Source organism: Microcoleus sp. PH2017_34_RAT_O_A (assembly GCF_020737885.1).
GTDB lineage: Bacteria > Cyanobacteriota > Cyanobacteriia > Cyanobacteriales > Microcoleaceae > Microcoleus.
The window spans coordinates 13,707-35,779 of record NZ_JAEQDD010000094.1 but is presented as its reverse complement, the minus strand read 5'-3'; the positions used below and the strand labels follow the sequence as shown (position 1 = coordinate 35,779).

At 44.8% G+C, this 22,073-nt stretch carries 15 protein-coding genes and 1 pseudogene; 4 read left to right on the top strand and 12 right to left on the bottom strand.

The genetic code is table 11. From position 1 onward, the window contains the following. A pseudogene (locus JGK11_RS25870) lies at positions 1 to 369 on the bottom strand (RNA-guided endonuclease TnpB family protein); the annotation flags it as partial. A gap of 286 nt (positions 370 to 655) precedes the next feature. On the opposite strand from JGK11_RS25870, the gene JGK11_RS25865 reads away from it, so the two are divergent. After that, the gene (locus tag JGK11_RS25865) at positions 656 to 3,331 is read left to right on the top strand and encodes a CHASE4 domain-containing protein (protein ID WP_293182823.1); all 2,676 of its coding nucleotides are present in this window, start codon (positions 656 to 658) and stop codon (positions 3,329 to 3,331) included. Positions 3,332 to 3,478: 147 nt separating this feature from the next. Here the strand turns inward: JGK11_RS25865 and JGK11_RS25860 are convergent, their stop codons facing one another. The 9 genes from JGK11_RS25860 to thrS form a co-directional block, all read right to left on the bottom strand. Beyond that, positions 3,479 to 4,123 carry a fasciclin domain-containing protein gene (locus tag JGK11_RS25860; RefSeq protein ID WP_293182825.1) on the bottom strand — a complete coding sequence of 215 codons (645 nt, stop codon included), beginning with the start codon at positions 4,121 to 4,123 and terminating at the stop codon, positions 3,479 to 3,481. Positions 4,124 to 4,292: 169 nt separating this feature from the next. Next, positions 4,293 to 5,075, bottom strand: coding sequence for an MBL fold metallo-hydrolase (locus JGK11_RS25855; RefSeq protein ID WP_293182827.1), 783 nt, complete (start codon positions 5,073 to 5,075; stop codon positions 4,293 to 4,295). Between the two features lie 253 nt (positions 5,076 to 5,328). Beyond that, positions 5,329 to 5,916 carry an aminodeoxychorismate/anthranilate synthase component II gene (locus JGK11_RS25850; protein WP_293182829.1) on the bottom strand — a complete coding sequence of 196 codons (588 nt, stop codon included), beginning with the start codon at positions 5,914 to 5,916 and terminating at the stop codon, positions 5,329 to 5,331. Positions 5,917 to 6,098: 182 nt separating this feature from the next. After that, entirely contained in the window at positions 6,099 to 6,608 is a 510-nt protein-coding gene (locus JGK11_RS25845) for a diacylglycerol kinase family protein (RefSeq protein WP_293182831.1), read from the bottom strand. A 161-nt stretch (positions 6,609 to 6,769) separates the two neighbouring features. Next, the gene (gene ybeY, locus JGK11_RS25840) at positions 6,770 to 7,294 is read right to left on the bottom strand and encodes an rRNA maturation RNase YbeY (RefSeq protein ID WP_293182833.1); all 525 of its coding nucleotides are present in this window, start codon (positions 7,292 to 7,294) and stop codon (positions 6,770 to 6,772) included. A gap of 208 nt (positions 7,295 to 7,502) precedes the next feature. Then, a complete protein-coding gene (locus tag JGK11_RS25835) occupies positions 7,503 to 7,721 on the bottom strand; it encodes a DUF3285 domain-containing protein (protein WP_293182835.1) in 219 nt (72 codons plus the stop codon). A 90-nt stretch (positions 7,722 to 7,811) separates the two neighbouring features. Continuing rightward, on the bottom strand, positions 7,812 to 8,609 hold the full coding sequence (locus JGK11_RS25830; RefSeq protein ID WP_293191331.1) for a DUF4058 family protein: 798 nt from the start codon (positions 8,607 to 8,609) through the stop codon (positions 7,812 to 7,814). 142 nt (positions 8,610 to 8,751) lie between these two features. Further along, positions 8,752 to 9,540, bottom strand: coding sequence for a DUF4058 family protein (locus tag JGK11_RS25825; RefSeq protein WP_293182839.1), 789 nt, complete (start codon positions 9,538 to 9,540; stop codon positions 8,752 to 8,754). 127 nt (positions 9,541 to 9,667) lie between these two features. Continuing rightward, positions 9,668 to 11,494, bottom strand: coding sequence for a threonine--tRNA ligase (thrS, locus tag JGK11_RS25820; RefSeq protein WP_293213379.1), 1,827 nt, complete (start codon positions 11,492 to 11,494; stop codon positions 9,668 to 9,670). Positions 11,495 to 11,897: 403 nt separating this feature from the next. Here thrS and JGK11_RS25815 point away from each other — a divergent pair, with 403 nt between their 5' ends. The 3 genes from JGK11_RS25815 (at position 11,898) to JGK11_RS25805 (ending at position 15,320) form a co-directional block, all read left to right on the top strand. Further along, complete coding sequence (locus JGK11_RS25815) at positions 11,898 to 12,227, top strand: DUF2605 domain-containing protein (protein ID WP_293182843.1); 330 nt, start codon at positions 11,898 to 11,900, stop codon at positions 12,225 to 12,227. Positions 12,228 to 12,832: 605 nt separating this feature from the next. Continuing rightward, complete coding sequence (locus JGK11_RS25810; RefSeq protein ID WP_293148252.1) at positions 12,833 to 13,144, top strand: DUF2973 domain-containing protein; 312 nt, start codon at positions 12,833 to 12,835, stop codon at positions 13,142 to 13,144. Positions 13,145 to 13,325: 181 nt separating this feature from the next. Further along, positions 13,326 to 15,320: a DICT sensory domain-containing protein gene (locus tag JGK11_RS25805; RefSeq protein ID WP_293213377.1), complete on the top strand. Its 1,995-nt coding sequence runs from the start codon at positions 13,326 to 13,328 to the stop codon at positions 15,318 to 15,320. Here the strand turns inward: JGK11_RS25805 and JGK11_RS25800 are convergent. Together JGK11_RS25800 and JGK11_RS25795 are read right to left on the bottom strand one after the other, a co-directional pair. Further along, on the bottom strand, positions 15,301 to 15,564 hold the full coding sequence (locus JGK11_RS25800) for a hypothetical protein (RefSeq protein WP_293213374.1): 264 nt from the start codon (positions 15,562 to 15,564) through the stop codon (positions 15,301 to 15,303). The genes JGK11_RS25805 and JGK11_RS25800 overlap by 20 nt on opposite strands. A 28-nt stretch (positions 15,565 to 15,592) precedes the next feature. Beyond that, positions 15,593 to 21,475, bottom strand: coding sequence for an AAA family ATPase (locus tag JGK11_RS25795; protein WP_293213372.1), 5,883 nt, complete (start codon positions 21,473 to 21,475; stop codon positions 15,593 to 15,595). Between the last annotated feature and the right edge of the window lie 598 nt (positions 21,476 to 22,073).

The following is a 22,073-nucleotide window of genomic DNA, read 5'->3' as shown; positions in this document are numbered from 1 at the left end:
GATTTGCTTCCGAGTTTCTGAGAGTTTCCAGCCGCTGACTTTATACTCAACTGAGCGACTGTTTTTCTTGAAAGTCGGATAACCTTTCTTTCCGGGAACAGCTTTCTTGCAGTTGTCGTAGAACCGAGCAATGGCAGAATAAGCCCTTTCCACAGAGGCTTGGCAAGCACTAGAATTCAAGTCTTTGACAAAAGCAAACTCTTCTCTGAGCGCAGTGCTGTGACGGTACAAGTCTTTTTGCCCTACTCCTCGGTTGTCGATCCAAAAACGGATGCACTTATTCCGAACGAATTGAGCAGTTCTGACTGCTTCGTCTATTGCTGCGTACTGATTTAATTTGCCGATCGCCTTGAATTCTAGAACGAACATCTTACGTAGGAACTCGCTACGTTAAAAATCTAACACAAAGCCGTCCTAGAAGGACGGGGCTTTAAACCCAAGTTTTTGGTAAAGCGAAGCTAAAACCTATTTGTTCGGTACGAGTGCCTCAACCCAACCTAATTTCTAAGAGGCTTTTCCCGTTTGGCGAAAATCTTGTTTAACAAAAACCCAGGTCTCATCCCCATGCCTGAAGTTAGCGGATGTTAGTTGTATACTCCTTAACAAGGCAGCAGTAGAGTGCGTCACACAAGAAACTGGAAATATCCGAGAAAATGTGAGGCTACGGGGCACCCTACAATACTCCCTCTCGGGAGACTGGTGCAGCGCCAGCAGCCAGGATTCAGGAAACAGCAGTAAAATTGCTCCTGAGTTGAGAATTTCAGACGGACATCACACACTCGGCAAGATGAAACTGCGTCGGAAAACACTATCAATAGTTGGCATTACCATCGCTGGACTGACTGGCATTCTCTATGCAGCCTCCTCCAGCATCCTTTTGGGCAGCCTTGTCAAAGCAGAGGAACAAGAAGCCACACAGGTTGTCAAGGGAGTGCTCAGCGTGTTCGGGCAAACCGCAGACGACTTCAACTCGCGCTTTGCTGACTGGTCTGCGTGGGATGACACCTACACTTTTATCCAAAACCGCAACTCAGAATTCATTGCCTCGAATTTAGTTCCAGAAGGGCTGAATAATTTGAGAGTTCATCTAGCCATATTTGTCAATACTTCTGGCAAAATAGTTTACGGTACGGGTTTAGACAGCGACAAGATGAAACTAACGCCTGTTCCAGAAGCATTAAAAGAGCATATTTCTCTCAACGACCCGCTGTTGCAGCACCCCAACGCCAAAAGCAGCCTCGCTGGTGTCCTGCTGCTGCCCTCAGGGCCGATACTGATTACTTCCCGGCCAATTCTCACTACAAAAAGCACCGGCCCGATTCGGGGCACGCTGGTATTCGGGCGCAATTTCGATGCTGCGGGCATTGAGAAGCTTTCTAAAATTACTCGGTTGCCGCTGATTGTACACAGCGTTAATGAAGCTCATTTACCGGCTGACTTTCTGAAAGCGCGACACAAACTGTCGGGAAAAAAACCGATTTTTGTGCGTCCTGTCAGCGAAGATTTGATGGCAGGTTATGCTTTGATCCGGGATATTTACGATCGACCGGCGCTACTTCTACGGGTGGATATGCCCAGAGAAATCTACCGCCAAGGTCAAACCAGTTTAATGTACCTGCTGGTGTCTGTAGGGTTAGCGGGAATAGGATTTATCGGCTGCACTCTGCTGCTGATTGAGCGTTTGGTGCTGTCTCGGTTGAGCAGTTTGGCGAAAGCAGTTAACCGCGTCAGCAGCAGCCAAGACCTCTCGGTGCGACTGCCGGTCACGGGCGCAGACGAGTTGGCCGACCTTGCCCATACTATCAATGGAATGCTCGGGACGATCGCGATCGCCGAAAGCGAACAACTTGAGGAAAAAGCCCGCTACCAAGCCGTAGTCGAGCAAGCTACAGACTGCATTTTCCTGTGGGACGCTCAAACCAAACGCATTTTAGAAGCCAATACAGCCTTTAGAAACTTGCTCGATTACAGTCTTGATGCAATTTCGCAACTGAGTGTTTACGATATCGTCGCCTATTCCAAAGACCTAGTTGACCGAAATATCCTGTTCCTGCTAAGAGAGAAACAACTCAGAATTGGCGAAGTTCTCTACCGCCGCCGAGACGGTTCCTGCGTGGATGTGGAAGTAAGCGCCAGCCTGATTTCCTACGGCGGCCGCGAGATTATTTGCACTGTTATCCGCGACATTACCGAGCGCAAGCAAGCCGAAGCCGAACTCCGAGCCTCGGAAGAACGCTACAGACTTTTGTTTAAAAACAACCCCCATCCGATGTGGGTTTACGACTTAGAAACTCTGGAATTTATAGCCGTCAATCACGCTGCTGTAGAGCACTACGGGTACACTCGCCACGAATTTCTCAACATGACCGTTGCGGATATTCGTCCGCGCCAAGAACTGTCCAGATTGCTAGAAGATATATCCCAAGTAGATGCCGGAATTGATTTTGGGGGTGTGTGGCAGCACCAGACAAAAAACGGCACAATTATTGATGTAGAAATTACTTCTTATACCCTGATATTTGACAGCAGAAATGCTGAATTAGTGCTGGCTCACGACGTAACCGACCGCTTGCAAGCCGAGGCAGAACTTTACAAAGCCAAGGAAGCAGCAGAAGCAGCTAATTTCGCGAAAAGTCAGTTTTTGGCTAACATGAGCCACGAACTGCGAACTCCTCTGAATGCGATTATCGGTTACAGCGAGATTCTGCAAGAAGATGCTTTAGATATTGGCGAAGAAGACTTTGTGTCGGATTTGGAAAGAATTCACAATGCAGGCAACCATTTACTCGGATTGATTAATGATATTCTGGATTTGTCGAAGATTGAAGCAGGTCACGGGGAACTTGAATTAGAAACTTTTGACGTATTCGAGACAATTAAAGATGTAGTAAAAACTGTTGAGCCGTTATTTTTCCGAAACAACAATCGCCTGAATGTTGAATGCGATCCTAATATTGGCCAATTGCATTCCGATAAAACTAAGTTAACTCAAATTTTATTTAATTTGCTCAGCAATGCAGCGAAGTTTACTCAGCAAGGGATTGTTACACTCAGCGTTAAAAAAAATCAAAATGACGAGAATAGTTGGGATGTTGAAGAGTTAATTTTTAATTGTACTGATACGGGAATTGGGATGACTCCGGAACAGCTAGAAAAGTTATTTCAACCTTTTACGCAAGCTGATGCTTCGACTACCCGCAAGTACGGAGGTACGGGTTTGGGTTTGGCTATAGCGCAGAAATACTCTGAGATGCTGGGGGGAGAAATTACTGTTAATAGCGAGTTAGGCAAGGGGTCAACTTTTACTCTCATGTTGCCGACACTATTGTAATCTATCCCAATACGTTTGGATTACTGTGATATTAATAAATAAAGGTACGTTGTTGGGGTTGAGCCTCCTTTATACCTGTAGATCAAAGAGGGCTTAAGCCCAACAACGTACCTAATTTGAAATCATTTGAGACCCAAAATGCTCGTCCTACTTCGCATCAGCAGGGATCAAAACTTTGTCAATTACGTGAATAACGCCGTTGCTAGCTTTGATGTCAGCTTTCACAACATTAGCGCCGCTAACAGTAACTTTGCCTGCGGCAACTACCACCTTCAGCGAGCCGCCTTCCACACTTTTAACATCGCCGGATTTGAGGCTGGTAGATAAAACTGAACCAGAAACAACGTGGTAAGTCAAAACCTTAACAAGTTTGGCTTTATTTGCTGGTTTGAGCAAATCATCCAAAGTTGCTTTTGGCACAGCAGCAAATGCCGCGTCTGTCGGTGCAAAAACAGTGAAAGGGCCTTTTCCTTGGAGGGTTTTAACTAAATCTGCGGCTGTCAAGGCTTTAGTCAATGTCTTAAATTGAGCGTCGCCAGATGCAATAGCGACAATATCCTTAGTAGCGGCTGTTGGTGCTGGTGAAGTGGTTGATTTCGGTGAGGCTGTTGGTGCTGGTGAAGCAGCAATTTTCACATTTCCTGCAACTTGTTGAGTTGGTGTTGTATTGCTAACAGTTGTGCTGGAGTTGATGTGAGCCCAAGCGGGGAAACCAATCAACGCACTAGCGCCGATTACTCCTGCGAAACCTGTGAGTTGTTTCATCCAGCTAGGTAAATTTTGATTTTTCATTGTGCTTGCTTTTCCTTATGACAATAAAACGGTGAACGTGAATTGTTATGTTAGCCAAATTTCCGCAAAAGGTAAGGTTGCCAAAGGCACTCGGTAGAGATAAAATGAGCTGGGATTGTCGATCGACTAAAACTCCCTTACTATAGCGCAAGCTCAGGTAAAAAGAAGCTCAACCGCTAAATCTGTAACTCAAAACCTCAATCACCGAACCTGTTTGCGGTAAGTCAGCAGATTTGACCGAAATCGTGTCGTTATTCGATCGGCGTATCGATGTACCATCCATTAGGCCCAAGAATTCATCTAGCGATAGTAAATCGCACGCAGCAGCATCGGCGGCTTGGGTTTTGAAGTGTGTGGGAATCACCATTTTCGGTTTGAGCAGTTGCACAGTTTGCTTCGCTTCCGCCGGAGTGTAAGCTTTCGGCCCTCCGCCCACGGGAATTAGCAAAATATCCGGCCGCCCGATTAAGATTTGTTCTTCAATGCCGATCGGGCCAGCGACTCCGCCCAAGTGTAAAATCTTAACACCGGCTTGCTGCCAGAGCCAAGCCACATTCACCCCAAACCGCCTTCCTCCTTCACGGTCTTTCTGCGTCCGAATCCCTTGAATCCTGAGCCCGTTAGACCTATAAGTGCCCGGTTCGTACAAAAGGCCGGGATTGCCCGAAAATCCGTCTACCGCCCCTTCATCAAGCAATCTGCTGCTAATCAGAATCAAATCTGTGGGGACTTTAGGAGAACGATAGCCTGCCGTACAGCCCAGGGGGCGAAAAGGATTCACCAGCACCCTCGCACCGCCACCGGCAAACAAGAAGCAAGTGTGCCCTAACCACTGAACCGACAAAGAACCAGCAGTTTGAGCTTGATAGCTTTCCCATCCAGATGGCAAACCAGTGAAGAAAGCCGCTAGCAAACCCGTCTGTGCGTAACTTATTAATTGTCGCCGTTTCATCTTTTTGGTTGCGGTTATCGGGTGTTGGTCGTTTGTTGTTATATCACAAAATGCCGCCAGGTGCGAAATGTGCGATCGAGTTTTCCCGTAAGGTTCCCATTGCCTACTCTACAAATCCAGAAAAACTCAACTCTCAACATAAGCAAATCCACTTGATTAAACGTAAAATACGGCTCGCATTCAAGCTGAGTGTGTATGTATGTCTTTCTCCCTTCTTCCTTCTTCCTTCTTCCTTCTTCCTTCTTCCTTCTTCTTAAAGCCGTTCCAAAAAATTCCGCAATAATTGCTTTCCCGAAGTAGTCAAAATACTTTCCGGATGAAACTGTACGCCTTCAATGTGTGGATATTCCCGATGACGCACGCCCATAATCGTGCCATCTTCCACCCAAGCCGTAACTTCCAAAACTTCTGGACAACTCTCTTTTTCAATTACCAAACTGTGATAGCGAGTTGCAATCATCGGCGATTCTACACCTACAAAAACTCCGACTCCTGCGTGTTCTACCTGAGAAGTTTTGCCGTGCATCAATATCGGTGCGGAAACAATTTTGCCACCGAATACTTGACCAATACTTTGATGTCCGAGACACACGCCTAAAATTGGTAGAGTCGGCCCCAATTCTTCGATCAATTTCAGAGAAATCCCCGCATCTTCCGGCCGCCCTGGGCCTGGAGAAATTACTACTGCTGCGGGTTGCAATCGGCGAATATCTTCTAAATAAATTTGATCGTTGCGGTAGACTTGGACTTCTTTTGCTACGGGCAACTCAGCACCGAGTTCTCCTAGATACTGTACCAAATTGTATGTAAAACTGTCGTAGTTATCGATGACTATAATCACGGGTTAAATTGGATTTTAGGTTTTAGATTTTAGATTTTAGATTGACTCGCTGCCTGAATGCAAGAGTTGGAATATTTTAGATAGATGCCCAAGATTAAAATAGCTCCAATATGTAGGAATAAAACCAAAAATCTCAAGTTGGTCATCTAAAACCTAAAATTTAGCTTGCCCAATCAAGTTTACTAACGGACGATCGCAATTTGAACAACTACCCATAACGGAGGAAGCAGCAGTGCAGCAGCGACAATGGCCGCAGCCATTGCGGATACCAGAACGGCTCCGGCAGCGCAGTCTTTGGCAATTTTGGCGAGTTCGTGGTAAGATTGCCCGACGGTTAAGTCTACCACTGATTCGATCGCCGTGTTCAACAATTCCATTGCTAAAACTATACCAATTGTGACGCCGATCACTGATATTTCTACAGGTTTGAGGTGCAAAAATAGTCCGAGTCCGATCGCCAAAGTTCCTATAACAGTGTGAATCCGAAAATTGCGCTGAGTTTCAAAAGCATAGGTTAGCCCACCCCAAGCATACCGAAAACTCGTAGCTAAACTAGATGCGATTTTCCAGGAAAGCTCTCGCTTGTATTTCAAGGCTTTTTTCGGCTCGTGGACTGTAGGCATGGCAGAATCTGGAGGCACGATCGCAAACGGTGGGATGTTTGATGAAATTGACGGTTGATCTAGTGGCATAAACAACCAACTTTAAGTTACAGAGATTAACGAAAGCTAGACTTTGAAAATTTCCTTCATCAAGTCTAGTTAACTTTCCTAAGTTTTTACTAAAGTTTTGGTATGATTTCAGAAAGTTATGTTTGGGTTGACATGATTGGTTAAGTCACCATCAACGTCAGTTATGCTGTTTGGATCTCAAGTCCGATCGCGCGCAGCAGTGTTTCTTGTCGATCGAGCATTTGAGTCAGACTTTCCTCATCCGGGTGATCCCAGCCCAAAAGATGCAAAAAACCGTGGGATGCGAGCCAAGCTAGTTCAGTCTTTAGGGAATGTCCTTGCTGCTGGGCTTGTCGCTTCGCTGTGTCGATCGAGATGATGATATCACCCAAGTATAGGGGTTCGGATGACTGCATTTCCTCTCTTTGAGGACAGTCTACCTCTAATGCGGCGAAAGCTAGTACATCGGTCGATCGATCTTGTTGACGGTACTGGGCGTTGAGGGCTTGGATATCGGCATCGGCGGTTAAACGCAGACTGACTTCGTAGCCGGGGGCTTCTGGCACATCTGCTTGCTGGTTTTCTAGCCAAACGCTAAACCAATTTTCCCAGGTTTGGGCGGCAATCTCCCCGCTGGGTTGATTCTCCGGGAGGTTGTCAGCGTCGGCGAACCCATAACAGTCTTCGACGTTCACCTCAATTATCATTTTTTGGTTCTTTTGTCAAGGGATGTATTGAATTTTTTGATAAGTGAAAATTGGGCGGGCTAATCGACTTTTTGCTTTTAGCAGGAAGATTACAATAATCTGTTCAAGATTGCAATGGGTCGATCGCACGATCGGATCGAACCCCCCGGTATTTAACCCGCTCTTAGAGTGCGTGAGTGTCTGTATCGACGCGGTTTCAATCGGTATTCTAAGAGTTGAAATAGCGATCGAGAAAAGCCAAACCGACGAGTATACCCAAAAGTCCAGCCGCCGTCAAAGCAAAATGAAACAGAGAAGTCGCCCGCTTGCGAACCATATTCCGCATGGCTAGCTTGACATAACTCGGTGGAGGTGCATTGTTTGTCGGGGCGATCGGGGTTTCGGGGGCGGATTCTTCGGAGGTTGTTGGCGAGGGAGGTTGAGTCATAGCGGTTATTTTAGAAGGTTAACACCAGAGGCTGCGGAGGACAGACTCGCCACGATGTTAACAAATTTGTAACGTTTTGTGTAGATTTTTTTAGCTTTCGGATGGCAGGAGGCTGGTTTCGCGCAGCAGAGAATCGGCCCAAACAGCATCGGATTCTGAAAGTGCAGGGACTAACTGGGCCGTATAATCGAGGGTAATGTCATAGGCGGCGCGATCGTACACTGTATTCAACAGCGCCTGTAAATCTACCATTGGTTCCACATCGCCTGCGCGCAAAGGCAACGGAAAACAAGGGATCGCATCTGGTAGATTAAATAAGTATAAATCGGCGATCGGTCTTTCATTGCTCCGACTCACCAAAATTCTATAACTCGCTGCATTGTCATTGTCAAAAACCGGGAGAGGTTCCCAACCCCGCAACAAGTCAATCTCCACAAAATTAGTCCGACTTCCCAACACCTTATCCCGCTTTTTCTCATACATTTCACGCCCTTTTCCAGATGGTTTATTAGCGTGTAAAAGCACCTCAATTACTGTCACAACTTCCTTGGTCGCCATATCTATCACCTCCAAATATCCTTGTTTCACCTCCTCATACATCGCTAATCTTACTTTCAAAGGTTCAGTAGTTCGTGTGGCGACAGCTACATTAGATGTACTTGAATTTCTAGGAATCGGATTGTGCTGGATCGAAACATCAGGAATCCCAACTAACAGCGATTGTTCTCCCTTAATTTCATAAATTCGCTTTTCAATAGCCACTCGATACCTCGGCACCAGTTGGGGAACTAAAACATCTGCGATCGCTACGATCAGCCTATTATGTACTTCTGACCAAAAGTCAGGGCTTTCTAAATAAGGATTCATCCCTGGAAATGTATTAGGCATTGATTTAACTCCTGTTGATTGACTTACTTAGGACTTATGCAGGGGTGGCTAGAAACCGGGTTTTTCCTTTGAATATCGATACACCATCCAGAAACTGCCAAAAACCCGGTTTCTTTGATTTTAATGCGAACTACCACTGTTATCAACCTCTCACTCCCATCTCCCGCAACCAAGCATCAGCCCAAACAGCATCCGGTTCGGCAAGCGGCGGCACGGGTTCGGCGGTATAATCGATTCTAAAATCATAGGCGGCGCGATCGTACACTATATTCAACAACGCCTGCAAATCTACGATCGGCTCAACATCACCTGCACGCAAAGGCAACGGAAAACAAGGAATTGTATCGGGTAAATTGAAAAGATACAAATCCCCCAAAGGCTTTTGATTTGCCCGACTCACCAAAATTCGATAACTTGCCTCAATCTCATTGCCAAAAACTGGTAGAGGTTGGTAACTTCGCAGCAAGTCAATCTCTACCAGATGACTGCAACTACCAAACACCTTTTCTCGCTTTTTTTCGTACATTTCGCGCCCTTTACCAGGACGTTTGTTGGCGGGTGACAGCACTTCAATTACCGTGACTACCTGTTTAGTTTCTATTTCGACTACCTGTAAATAAGTTTCTTTTAATTCCAGCGGTAAAGGTATTGTTACCTTCAAAGATTTGGCGGGTGGAGCGGCGACAGCAACATTAGAATCACTCTCGGTTCTTCGAGTCGGTGTCTGCTGTATTGTGACATCGGGAATGCCAATTAGTAAAGCATCTTCGCCACTGATTTGATAAATTCTTTGTTCGATATCTACTAAATATTTAGGCAGTAGTTGCGGAGTTAACCAATCGGCTATTGCCACTATCAACCTATTATGAACAGAACTCCAAAAGCCAGGACTTTCTAAATAAGGATTCATCCCCGGAAATGGATTAGCCATTGATTTAACTCCTGTTAACTTACCTAATTCTACTATTTTAGCTAATGAATTATAAAAACGCAGACAATATCAAGCTATCATCTGCGTTAATCTGCGTTAATCCGCCGACCTCTGCGGTTAAACTCCCCTAAAAATCCCCGTAATTACTAATAGCAGACTGCAACCTTGCGATCGCCTCATCAACCGAAATCGCCCCCAACTCCCCAGAAGCACGAGTCCGAATATTCAAACTATTCGCCTCAACCTCCTTAGCACCCACAACACACATCACCGGAATTTTATCCTTCTCAGCATTGCGAATCAACTTACCCAAACGTTCGCTACTCTCAACTTCCGCGCGAATATTCAGCGCCTTCATCTTCGCCTCCACTTCCTTAGCAAACGGCAAAAACTCCTCGCTGACAGGCAACAACCGCACCTGAATCGGCGCTAACCATATCGGAAAATCCCCCGCATACTGTTCGATCAAAATCCCGATCAAACGCTCCAAAGAACCAAAAGGAGCGCGGTGAATCATCACCGGACGCTGGCGAGTGCCGTCTTCAGCAACGTATTGCAAATCAAAACGTTCTGGCAAATTGTAATCTACCTGAACAGTTCCTAATTGCCATTCTCTATCCAACACATCTTGGAAAATAAAATCGAGTTTCGGCCCGTAAAAAGCCGCCTCCCCAATTCCCTCAAAATAATTCATTCCCAAAGTTTCCACCGCGCGGCGGATGGCACCTTGCGCTTTTTCCCAAGCTTCATCGGAACCGATGTATTTATCTAAATTTTCTGGATCGCGGAAACTCAAACGCGCCTTAAAGTTTTTCAGTTGCAGACTCTTGAATACTGACAGAATTAAATCGACCACACTCAAGAATTCAGCATCCAACTGTTCCGGCGTGACAAACAAGTGGGAATCATCCACCGTAAAGCCGCGCACTCTGGTTAAACCGCCCAATTCTCCCGATTGTTCGTAGCGGTAAACTGTGCCGAATTCTGCTAAACGCATCGGCAATTCCCGATAGGAACGCAGTTCGCTTTTGTAAATTTGAATGTGGAAAGGGCAATTCATGGGTTTCATTACAAAACCCTGTTCGTTTGCCGCCGCTTCTGCATTTTCTGCCATCAGCGGAAACATATCTTCTTTGTATTTCTGCCAATGTCCAGAGATTTTGAATAAATCGACTCTGGCGATGTGGGGAGTCACAACTTGTAGATAGCCACGTTTGATTTGTTCTTGTTTCAAGAAGTCTTCTAAAATACTTCTCAAAATAGTGCCTTTGGGCGTCCACAAAGGCAAGCCTGGGCCGACTGGATCGGCAAAAATAAACAAGCCTAATTCTTTGCCGAGTTTGCGGTGATCTCGCCTTAGGGCTTCTGCTTTGCGGTGTTTGTAGGCTTCCAATTGTTCGGGAGTTTCCCAAGCTGTGCCGTAAATTCGCTGCAATTGAGCTTTGGTTTCGTCGCCGCGCCAATATGCTCCTGCTAGGCTTTCGAGCTCGATCGCCCTGCCATTGATTTCACTGGTATTATCCAAATGGGGCCCAGCGCACAAATCCCACCATTCGTCACCCAAATGGTAAAGAGTAATCGGTTCGATCAAACCTGCCAAAATTTCTAATTTGTAAGGTTCGTCGATCTCCTTGATGCGCCGTTCCGCTTCCTCGCGGCTGACTTCTTCCCGAATTACAGGCAATTTGCGGTTAATGATTTTGATCATTTCTTTTTTGATTGCCTTGAGATCCTTTTCGGTAAAAGGTTCTGGACAATCAAAATCGTAATAAAAACCATTTTCAATCCAAGGGCCGATTGTGACTTGGGCCTTGGGAAATAATTTCTGTACCGCCATCGCCATAACGTGGGATGTGGTGTGGCGAATTTTTTTTAGTTGTTCCGACTCACTCGTGCGGAGCAACTCTATCTTAACGGACTCTTCTGGAGCGTTCATGGATTCTGAGCTAGACATCGGCTGAATTATCAATTAATTTAGTTGCACTTGCTTCTATATTACTCAGGTTGGGACAGCAAGCGCCGACTTCCGGCTGGGGAACTGTTACAGGAGTGCTAACTAACCGTAGGGTGCGTCAGCGGGGCAAAGTCTTTAGTCTGGGGTAGTTACATTCAGCCCGCTGACGCACCCTACAATAATTTAATTTTTAGGTACGTAGTTGCGCTTGGGCGCTCTTTCTTTGATATATGAAAGAGCGCCCAAGCGCAACTACGTACCTTATACCTTTAATGTGACAGTTGCGTCCAGGACTGACTCACCTGCTAATTTTTGTGAAATTATTGAATTTTTGTTAAAAAAAATGTTACAGTTTGTAAAGTACATTTAAGGTTAGAATAGATAAATAACCCAATTTTAATCAATGCTTAACTCCAATTTGCCAGAATCAGAATTGCTCAAATCCCTACTGGAACCGCTGTTAGAGGATTTTAAATACTGGTTCGAGCGATCGGCTACTCTCTTAGAAACTGAGGAAATTCATTTTCTGAGCGGCGACGATCAATCCGACTTGCTGGCGCGAGTCAAACAGGCTCAGCAAGAAGTAGGCGCGGCTAAAGCTCTATTTCAAGCAACCGGAGGGCAAGTTGCAATTGAAACCGCAGCACTCATGCCGTGGCATAGACTGCTCGCCGAATGCTGGCAAGTATCGGCGCGCTTTCGGAAAGAGCAGTCAGCTCGCCCTGGAAAATAAAAAGGCAAGTTCAAGTTCAACCCGCAGTCAAATTCCCAACCTTGGGAAATGTCGCGTCCACTTGACAAGCTCAAACAGATTTCCAGTTAATAAGTTATCAGAAAATAGGGTTTAAAACCCCGTCGTTTTAGGAAGTTTTTATTTCCAAAAAGTTCTAAAAGTTTCCCAAATAGTACCCTATACTACAAATAGATACAGGTAGAATAACCGCTAGCACAAATGGATAACCAAACCCAAAACGACTGGCTAGGAAACAATAATGTCTCGTGGGTGGCGAAAACCACAAAAACATAGCTAGGGTAGCCATCGTGCACCCATACCAGAAAACTCAAAATCTTAGTAGTTAGATGTACCGTAGGGCATACGGAAACAAAGGGAATAATCCCTTAACGCTTGGGGAGACAAGCCCTCTGGGACTATTCAAATTAGGCTCGAAGCTTCGTTCAATTGGACGGGTTTTTGGTTTAAATATTGCCGAAGGGATGAATAGTTTAAAGGTATGTCAGTGAACCAAGAATCCCCGCGTTTACGCCCGGGAGTGTCAATACTTGCTGAAACACTTTTGTAAATTGCTGTGTGGCTATCAGAGCCCGGAGGAGAAAATAATGTTACACCTGCTTTATATTTTAGCTTTCACCGTTCTTGCCTTTTTGGCCGTCAGTAACTTAATCCGCAGTCTAGTCACCGTAGGTATGGAGTCCCAGCGCCCCCAACAATTCAGGGCAAATAATCGCTACGCATCCTATCCTCGCTCTCAAGCCGTGCCCCATCCAGAACTGTTAGACGAATACGGAAATATTGTTAACGAACCGCTATTAGTGATGCGTTCGCTGACTGTCCAAGACGCGCGCGAACAATTAGATGCTCTTTACAAATCATCTCCCGGCGGCAGTGACGAAGGCGGCGAGCTAGCCTGATTCGATCGCGTTCCCAGCATTTATACTTACGGGCGATCGCCCTAAAAAAATAATTGGCCGTTAGTTTCTCGCTAACGGCCAATTTGTAGTTAGTTTTGAGAGATACTTAAAAGGGATCGATCTCAACTGACTGTCGATCGCTCCTGTTTTGTCATCGGCAAAAATGCACGTTTAAGGCTAGATGATCGTCCCAATTTCGCTACTGGCAGAACTTCTGCAAGCTTTGCCCCAACTCCGGGCACAAATTTATTTCAAATCTTCCATGACAGCGCTGTCTCACGCGATGGAAGACTTGGTTTTGGCGGGTTCCGACGACGAACCCCTAGTGATTGCCAGCTTTCAGCGAGAGCGCTTCTACCGCCAAGAAGCTCACCGCTACCGGCGCATTGCCGATCGATCCTCTCAGGTATACGTGCTGGCTGCACCGGAAACTGAGTTTAAAAATTCCTCGGAATGTCACGAAAATGTGGCGTTTGCAGCGGAAGATGCCTTAAGTAAAGAGTGGCACTTAGTGGTGGTTGGGCAACATTACTCAACTTGTCTGATTTGTCAAGAAAAAATTGTGCCGATCGACAACCAAGACGAGCGCAGCCCGCTGTTGATGGATCAAGCTCGCCGATTTGAAGGAATTTGGACATTCGACAGAGAGGTAAGCTGCAAAGCTGCCGAATTGTTGCTCGATAAAATTGTCAAATATCGCCCGGAATTGGCCGAAAAGATCGATCGAGCGCGCACAACTTACAATCTGGGCAAAAAACCCAAAAAAACGCGGAAATCCGCCGCAGACAAAGCGGCAAAACCAGCGAAAAGTGCGTCAAAAAACTCAAGAATTCCCAATCCCAAATTGAGCGACGCTTTTGCCGAACGCTTAGTCACCTACTTGCAATCAGGTCAGCACAAACTTCTGAAAGCATACAGCGCGATCGCCGCCCAAGAACGCAAAGAACGCCTGATCAACTTAATTACAACGGCAATGCGGCAGTCTCTCAACCCGCAAGAAATCGTCGAAGTCGCAGTCTCTGAACTGGGAACAGCCCTGTCAGCAAGCCGCTGTTTGATTTATCGGTGCAAAGCAGCAGATGCGGCGGTCAAAATCGATCGCGAATTTTTGCGTGCCGGCGCTACTTCTGTGCTAAACGAGACTTGGCCGTTGCAGGAAAATCCCATATTTCGGGACGCGGTAGCGCGACAAGAGCGAGTTTACATCCAAGAGACAGCACAACACCCGCAGATTGTCAATACAAAATCCCTGGGCGAAATTGTCAAAAATTGGCAGATTGTCTCTTGGTTAATAGTGCCGGTGCTTTATCAAGGGCGGGTTTTGGGCATGGTGGAAATGCACCAATGCCGATCGACTTCGCCTTGGGAAGAAGACGAAATTGCTCTCGTAGAGGCGATCGCCACCCAACTCGGAGCAGCCTTAATTCAAGCCGAAACCTACGCTCACTTAGAAGAACTCAACCAACAATTAGAAGCATTAGACCGCACTCGCAGCAATCTAATTGCCATCACAGGCCACGAACTCCGCACCCCACTTTCTACCATTCAAGTGTGTCTAGAAAGTTTGAACTCCGAGCCAGATATGCCCCAAGAATTGCGGCAAATCATGTTAGAAACAGCCCTCGGAGATGCCGATCGAATGCGGAAACTCGTCCAGGATTTCTTAACACTTTCTCACTTAGAAAGCGGGCGAGTTAAATGGAATGTAGAATCGCTGACGCTGCAAGAATGCGTTGACTTGGCCCTCAGCAGCGTGCGATCGCGCGGCGGAGTCGATCGACAGTTACCCGAAATTATCGCCGAAGTCTCCGCAGAATTGCCCTTAGTGCAAGCAGACGGCGAATGGTTAGTGGAGGTGCTATCCAAACTCCTAGACAACGCCTGCAAATTCACCACACCCCAGGGAAGCGTCACAGTGCGCGCAAAATGCAACGGTTCTCGCATGGTGGAAGTGCTCGTAGCCGATACAGGGCGGGGAATAGAGGCGAATAGTTTGAAAGTAGTGTTCGATCGATTTTATCAAGAAGAAGGAGCATTGCGGCGCAGCGCCGGCGGCACCGGTTTGGGATTAGCAATTTGCAAACAAATTGTTGCCGGCTGGGGCGGTAAAATTTGGGTAGATTCCCCAGGAAAAGACCGAGGAAGTGAATTTCACTTTACCATTCCAATTGTTTAGAAGACCGGGCGGTTTCAACCGCCGTCCGATGTTCAACCTGCGGAGGCAGGTTTCGTTTGTGTAGACGCGGTTTCAACCGCCGTCTGATCCCATGACGAATGACGAATGACGAATGACGAATGACTAACCAATAACCAATAACCAATAACCAATAACCAATAACCAATAACCAATAACCAATAACCAATAACCAATAACCAATAACCAATAACCAATAACCAATGCCCCATGCCCCATGCCCCATGCCCCATGCCCCATGCCCAATAACTCCCCTAAATCGGAAGACCAATCACAAACTCTGTTCCGCCTCCTACCGAAGACAAACATTCCAAAGTTCCCCCATGTATTTCAGTGACTATCTGATGGCAAATAGACAGTCCCAATCCCGTACCTTTACCTTCTGCTTTAGTTGTAAAAAATGGCGCAAACATTTTTTCTCTGACAGATTCCGGCATTCCCATTCCATTGTCAGCAATCTGAATCACAATTGTATCGATGATTTCCAGTTTTTGCTGGCAAACACCCACGGTAGAAATCATAATTATATTGGGATTTTGTTCAATTTCTGCGTAGGTTTTGCCCGCGTTAAATTCTTCCACAGCATCGATCGCATTAGCAATCAAATTCATAAATACTTGATTTATTTGCCCGGGATGGCATTTTAATGTTGGCAACTCACCGTAATGTTTAATGATTTTAATTGCCGGTCTGTTGTGCTTAGCCTTGAGGCGGTGAGATAAAATCATTAAAGTAGTTTCAATGCCTTCGTGGATGTCAACTGCTCTTTTTTCCTGACTGTCGCTACGAGAATAGTTCCGCAGAGATTGCATAATGTCGCGGATGCGATCGATTCCCATCTTCATGGACGCCGTAGTTTTGGGCAAGTCGGCTAATAGATATTGTAGATCGATCGATGCAATTTCCTGTTCAATTTCTGCTCCCGGTTCTGGAAAGTTTTCTTGATAAATATTCACCAAGTTAATTAAATCACCAATATATTCTTGAACGTGGTGCAAGTTCCCAGAAATAAAGCCAATAGGATTGTTCACTTCGTGGGCTACTCCAGCTACCAGTTGTCCGAGTTGAGAGATTTTTTCAGTTTGAACTAATTGTGCTTGAGTTTGTTGCAGTTCGATCAATATGGCTTCTAAATTTTCAGCTTTCTCTCTCAGTTGAGCTTCTGATGTTTGTAAAGCTTGTTCCGCTACTTTGCGCTGGCTGATATCGCGAATGATTGACAAAGCGTGGGGTTTCCCTCTGTATTCAAAAAACTTTGCTCTTACCTCAATATCGAATTCTGTACCGTCTTTTCGCAGCACGACAGCTTCACAATAAAATTCTTGGTGCAAGCTAACGGTTGTCATAAACTCATCGAATAAATGTAGGCACTTTGGGTGCAGGAGATCTAAAGGACTTAATCTCAAGAATTCCTCCATAGAATAACCGTACATTTCGCACATTACCGGGTTTGCTGCCGCAAATTTTCTAGTCTCCAAATCTATTAAGATAAGTCCGTCTGCTACACTTTCAAAAATACTGCGGTACTCCTCTTCTTTTTGAGCGAGTTCGGCTTGAGATTGTTGCAAGTTTTGTAGGGATTCAGTTAACTGGCGGGATTTATCTTGTTCGCTAGCGTAGGAACGCGCATTTACAATAGCAATTGCTGCTTGTGCGGTCAACATTTCCAAAAGTGTCAAACCTTCGTCAGTGAAGGCTCCAGCGACCAAGTTATTTTCTAGATAAACTATACCGATTGACTTTCCTTGATAGACAATTGGCGCGCACAAAACTGACTTCGGTTGCTGATGCTGAATGTATGTATCGAATTGGTAAAGTGTTTCTTTAGTTGCATCGATTAGTACCAGAGGTTCCTGAGTTCTTGCTACATAATTGACGATAGAAAGAGGGACTTTGTAGTTATTTTTGACTGGGTGGAATTCTTCAAATATTGCATAATTATGCGGGTCGCTATCCGACACTTCAACGAACAAGTATCCGTCTCGTTCCAAAAGAATACACCCGGTTTGAGCGCCTGCATTTTCTAAAATAATATGCAGCAGTTTTTTTAACAATTTTTCTAAGACGATTTCGCTAGAAATAGCCTGAGAAGCTTTGATTACTGTTTTCAAATCAAAAATATTGGCATCAGTGGCGGTAGTCGCAGTTGTATTTATAGCGATCCGATCGTCGCTGATTTTGTTAAACCAATCTGGATGAGATTGTTCTAGTTGATGAACTTTGGCGGTTGCACCCCACTCGACATAGCAAAAACGGGCATCATTGAGATAAATTTTGGCGAGATTGGCACGATTTTGTGTTATGTAAAATCTGGCAGCTAATTCATTGGCTAGGGCAGCATTTTGGACGAAGCCATTTTTGAGGGCGGAGGCGATCGCCCAATCATAATGTTGTGCTGCTGTATGGCTGTCTCCTGACAACCTCGCGATTTCTGCCTGAATTAATGAATATTTGTGCAGATAATTTGCAGGACAGTGTTCTGCCAAATCTCGAAAATTCTCCAGACTAATAGTGAGCTGTTTTCGGTATAGTTTGTACTCGGTATCATTGGCGTTTGTGCAACCAGCAGCTAGGGCGATCGCGTGATGGAACCGAAAAACCGGGTTGACAAAATGACCGGCACCGCCTTTCAAAAATTCCGCGCCGAAGAGAGCATATTCTAAGGCGCGATCGACTTCGCCAAACCAATTAGCATGGGTGAGCTTGTAAAGATAGATGACAAAAGCAGTGGTAAGATCGGCTGAGGATTTGGCAAATTCTAAAAGCTGGTGTTCGTCGATGAAGGTTTCCGGCTCTGGGTAGGTTTCTGGTGAGCTAGTCAGTTGGGCGATCGCATTTTTGGTCAGCAAGTGATAAGCTAGCATATTGCGATCGACCTTTGAAAGCGCTGGAATAAATTGATCGGCAATTTCTGTAGCTTTGCTCAAAGACTCGTTGCCAAAAAAGCAGACCCATAGATAATTAATCGAAGCATATCCCGACCATTGATAAGCACCTGTTTCTAAACCGCTATTGAAAGCTTTGAGCATAAAAGGCTTGCATTCATCGATATATTTCATATAATGTAAAGTTAAAGCCCCCCACATATGAAAAATACAAGTACCTAACTCTTTATTGTCACAGCCTTCGTAGAGATTGAGCGAGAGTTCTCCGGCGGCGCAGCCCGCCTTGATTTCGCGATATTTGTTGACCAAAGTAAAGGCGTACAAAGTGTAACCAAAGGCGGAAAATGGTGAATTTCCGTACAGAATGCTCGTTTGTACAAACTTCATCGCGCAGAGATATTGAGCGTTGGGACTGGTAAAATAGGCGATCGGGAAAAGTTCTTTCAAAATTCGATGAGCGGCCAGTTGTAGCGGATCGGTAAGTTCGGGTAAATCTGCTAATATATCGATCGATCGCCCGATCATCCTCTTCGTCTCTGCTAATTCTCGGGCTAGAAATTCATCATCCGGGTAAGGTTCAATCTCAACCCCCAAAGAATTTAACGTTTCAATCCCTAACTGATAAGCGGCAGATAAGTCATTCTTCATCCGCAGACAAGTTATTTGCAATTCTGCGATCGCACACTGTTCTAACAAAGTATGAGTTTTGGTCAGAATCCGGTCAAAAATTGCTAAAGCTGCATCATTGTTACTATTTAAATATTCTGCTTCACCCAGCTCTAAATTTAGCGCAAAACTCAAGCTATAATTATCTTGCCAACTTGAGACAGGCAAACAGTCGCACCCAGCTTGGAAAAAAGTAAGCGCATCTTCAAAAGCCGAAGCAGCTTTAGCAGTTTTACCTGCTTGTAAATTTAATTGTGCTAATTCATAAAGTTCTTCAGGATTAGCAATGAATTCGCGAGCAAAGTTCAAATGATTAACAATATCAAAAATCTGTTCTTGACGTTCAGCTTCATTGCTCCCCTCCAACAACAAACGTCCCAGCTTCCAGTGAACTGATTGTTTTTGGGACTCAGGAATCATCACATAAGCGGCTTGTTGAACCCGATCGTGCAAAAAATTGTAGCGCACTTTGCCAATTATTGGAGCCAACTTTTCTAATTCCCATTGCTCAAATACTTGTGGTACTAGATAGGCGTCATCTACAGGCAAAATCAACCCTAATTCTAGCGCTTCCCACAAATATTGTGCTGTTTTAGTCAAAGATTGTTCGCTCACTACTGATAATATATCCAGATTAAATTCGTTGTTTATACAAGCAGCTAATTGTAAAATTGTCTGACTTTGTTCAGATAAATATTGAATTTTATGAGCCATTAAATCAACTACATTTTCGGAAATATTTTGCTGTTTGATTTCTTGGGTGTCCCATTCCCATTCTGCAAGTTCTATATTAAATATCAGAAAATTTTCTTGAGACAGTGACTTCAATAACTGCTTTAAAAAGAAAGGATTTCCCTGAGTTTTTTCGAGCAGCAATTGTGCCAAGGATGCGACTTTTCTAGGAGAACAGTTTAAAGTGTCAGAAACTAATCGATTTACTTCATAAATTGCCAAGGGTTCCAGGTGAATATTGGCGATCGCAATTCCTGCGGCCCTCATTGCCTCATTTGCCAACATAAAGGGATGGCTCGGACTTACTTCGCTATTTCGATAAGCAAGAATAAGCAGGAAGTAAGGATTTTCTTCGGTGCAGTTGTGTTGATACAAATTAACGCTTCCAGCATCCATCCACTGACAGTCATCGAGAAACATTACCAAAGGATGTTCGGCTGTTGCAATTGCTTGGACAAACTTCTTCATCACTCCGTTGAAGCGGTTTTGAGATTCAATAGCACCGAGTTCGGGTACGGGAGGTTGTTCGCCCAAAATCAATTGTAACTCCGGGATAGCATCGATCGCAATTCGAGCATTTTTCTGCAAAGCGTTGAGTAGTCTTTGTCGCCATGCTACTAGCTGAGTTGGGCTTTCCATCAAAATTTGCTGCACGAAGTTACCCATAGCTTGAGTGAAACAAGCGTAGGGAACATTCCGCTTAAACTGGTCGCATTTACCAGATATAAAATAGCCACGTTGCCGCGTTATATCACGGACAATCTCATGAACTAATGCAGATTTGCCGATGCCGGAATAGCCACTGACTAGGACAATTTCACCGCTGCCTTTGCAGACACGATCGAACACTTCTAATAATTGTGCTATTTCTGTGTTTCGTCCGTAGAGTTTCTGAGGAATTGACAACTGACTCAGGGCATCTAGTTGTCCGGGAATAAAGTTAGAAATTGTCCCTGAATTCTTTATTTGATTTTGGCAGCGTTCTAAATCTGCTAATAATCCTGTGGCAGTTTGATATCTAAGTTCGGCATTTTTTGCCATGAGTTTTGCCACAATTTGGGTCAAAACTATGGGAATTTGTGGGTTGAGTTGTTGCAGGGGAACTGGTGGTTTGGCTATGTGACAGTGTACCATTTCTAACGGGTCACTGCTGGTAAATGGTAATTGTCCTGTCAGTAATTCGTAAAAGGTGACGCCGAGAGAGTAGAAATCGCTGCGGTAGTCGATGGAACGGTTCATGCGCCGGGTTTGTTCGGGGGACATATATGCCAGGGTTCCTTCTAGGCGATCGGAATTTTTTGAGTGTGTTTGTTCTTTTCTCAACCGCGAAGCGATGCTAAAATCAGCAAGTTTTACTTGCTTTGTTTGGGGATTTATGATAATATTATCCGGTTTAATGTCTTTATGTATGATTTGATTTTGATGCAGCAATACTAAAGCTTTTGCCAAGGATACGGCTATGTTTAAAAAATCGGCAATCGATAATTGGTAATGCGTGGCATTCGCCTCTAGATTGTCGGTTTCGGGCTCGGCTAATTCTGGTTGATGTTCTAAGTTTTCGATCCAATATTTCAGGGATACCCCTCCGATATCTTCTAATACTAACACTAAGCAAAAAGGATGGATTTCGAGTCGATAGACTTTGATGACATACTCTGAGTCGATATGTTTTGTGATTTGATATTCGTGTTTTAAACTGGCGCTCTGTTCTAGGGTCGGGCAGTCGGTGTTTAAGACTTTGAGAATGACTAATTGTTTTTCTGCTGTCGATATGGCTCGATAAATAACTGTGTTAGTTCCTTGGTGAATCAGCTCTTGTAAGTTGTAACCAGAAATCCCTGAAGCTGGCAGCATAGTAGATTTTCCCAGTTGATTATAAATCAATGCCGAATTAATTAGAGAATGGCACATATGGAACCCCAATGAATGGCGGGCGATCGCTACTTTACAAAGCCGCAGGTTGCAGCGATGTATCGAACGATCGCACAATCTTAAAATTACTTACGTATTTAGCAGGTGTTTGTTTTAAGAGGTCTAGCGACCTAGAAATTGCAACTCTTAATTTTTTTATGGTGGAAGTGTTACAGCCTTTAAATGAAATCATACAGCATCCCACCATCATTGTAAATGACTTTATTAAATTTTAATAATAAAAGTTAGGGCGTAGATAAATAGCTGCTCGCGGGGCGTTGGGGAAAGCAATTGCAGGATTGGGAGATTTCTGGATATAACAAAGAATCACAGAAACACTTGGTTTTTACACTTGCACAATCAATATGATTGTAGGTACACATTGTGGACATTACCGAGGACTTTAATATCATTTGAGCGTACAAGCTGTGGATATTACTTAGCTATAAACTATTTTTGTAGGCAGTTAGTAATGTAGATCAAAAAAACTTGCGTAAAAACTCGGTTTTTAAAGAAAATATTGGTTCGCTGGCTGGAATAA

What these genes read in the sequence shown, in the direction of transcription:
- thrS (WP_293213379.1), bottom strand. Translation starts at nt 11,494, where the DNA reads ATGTCTAGCTCAGAATCCATGAACGCTCCAGAAGAGTCCGTTAAGATA.
- JGK11_RS25795 (WP_293213372.1), bottom strand. Translation starts at nt 21,475, where the DNA reads ATGCTGCCAGCTTCAGGGATTTCTGGTTACAACTTACAAGAGCTGATT.
- JGK11_RS25855 (WP_293182827.1), bottom strand. Translation starts at nt 5,075, where the DNA reads ATGAAACGGCGACAATTAATAAGTTACGCACAGACGGGTTTGCTAGCG.
- JGK11_RS25830 (WP_293191331.1), bottom strand. Translation starts at nt 8,609, where the DNA reads ATGCCTAATACATTTCCAGGGATGAATCCTTATTTAGAAAGCCCTGAC.
- JGK11_RS25835 (WP_293182835.1), bottom strand. Translation starts at nt 7,721, where the DNA reads ATGACTCAACCTCCCTCGCCAACAACCTCCGAAGAATCCGCCCCCGAA.
- JGK11_RS25800 (WP_293213374.1), bottom strand. Translation starts at nt 15,564, where the DNA reads ATGGGGCATGGGGCATGGGGCATTGGTTATTGGTTATTGGTTATTGGT.
- JGK11_RS25845 (WP_293182831.1), bottom strand. Translation starts at nt 6,608, where the DNA reads ATGCCACTAGATCAACCGTCAATTTCATCAAACATCCCACCGTTTGCG.
- ybeY (WP_293182833.1), bottom strand. Translation starts at nt 7,294, where the DNA reads ATGATAATTGAGGTGAACGTCGAAGACTGTTATGGGTTCGCCGACGCT.
- JGK11_RS25825 (WP_293182839.1), bottom strand. Translation starts at nt 9,540, where the DNA reads ATGGCTAATCCATTTCCGGGGATGAATCCTTATTTAGAAAGTCCTGGC.
- JGK11_RS25810 (WP_293148252.1), top strand. Translation starts at nt 12,833, where the DNA reads ATGTTACACCTGCTTTATATTTTAGCTTTCACCGTTCTTGCCTTTTTG.
- JGK11_RS25815 (WP_293182843.1), top strand. Translation starts at nt 11,898, where the DNA reads ATGCTTAACTCCAATTTGCCAGAATCAGAATTGCTCAAATCCCTACTG.
- JGK11_RS25860 (WP_293182825.1), bottom strand. Translation starts at nt 4,123, where the DNA reads ATGAAAAATCAAAATTTACCTAGCTGGATGAAACAACTCACAGGTTTC.
- JGK11_RS25805 (WP_293213377.1), top strand. Translation starts at nt 13,326, where the DNA reads ATGATCGTCCCAATTTCGCTACTGGCAGAACTTCTGCAAGCTTTGCCC.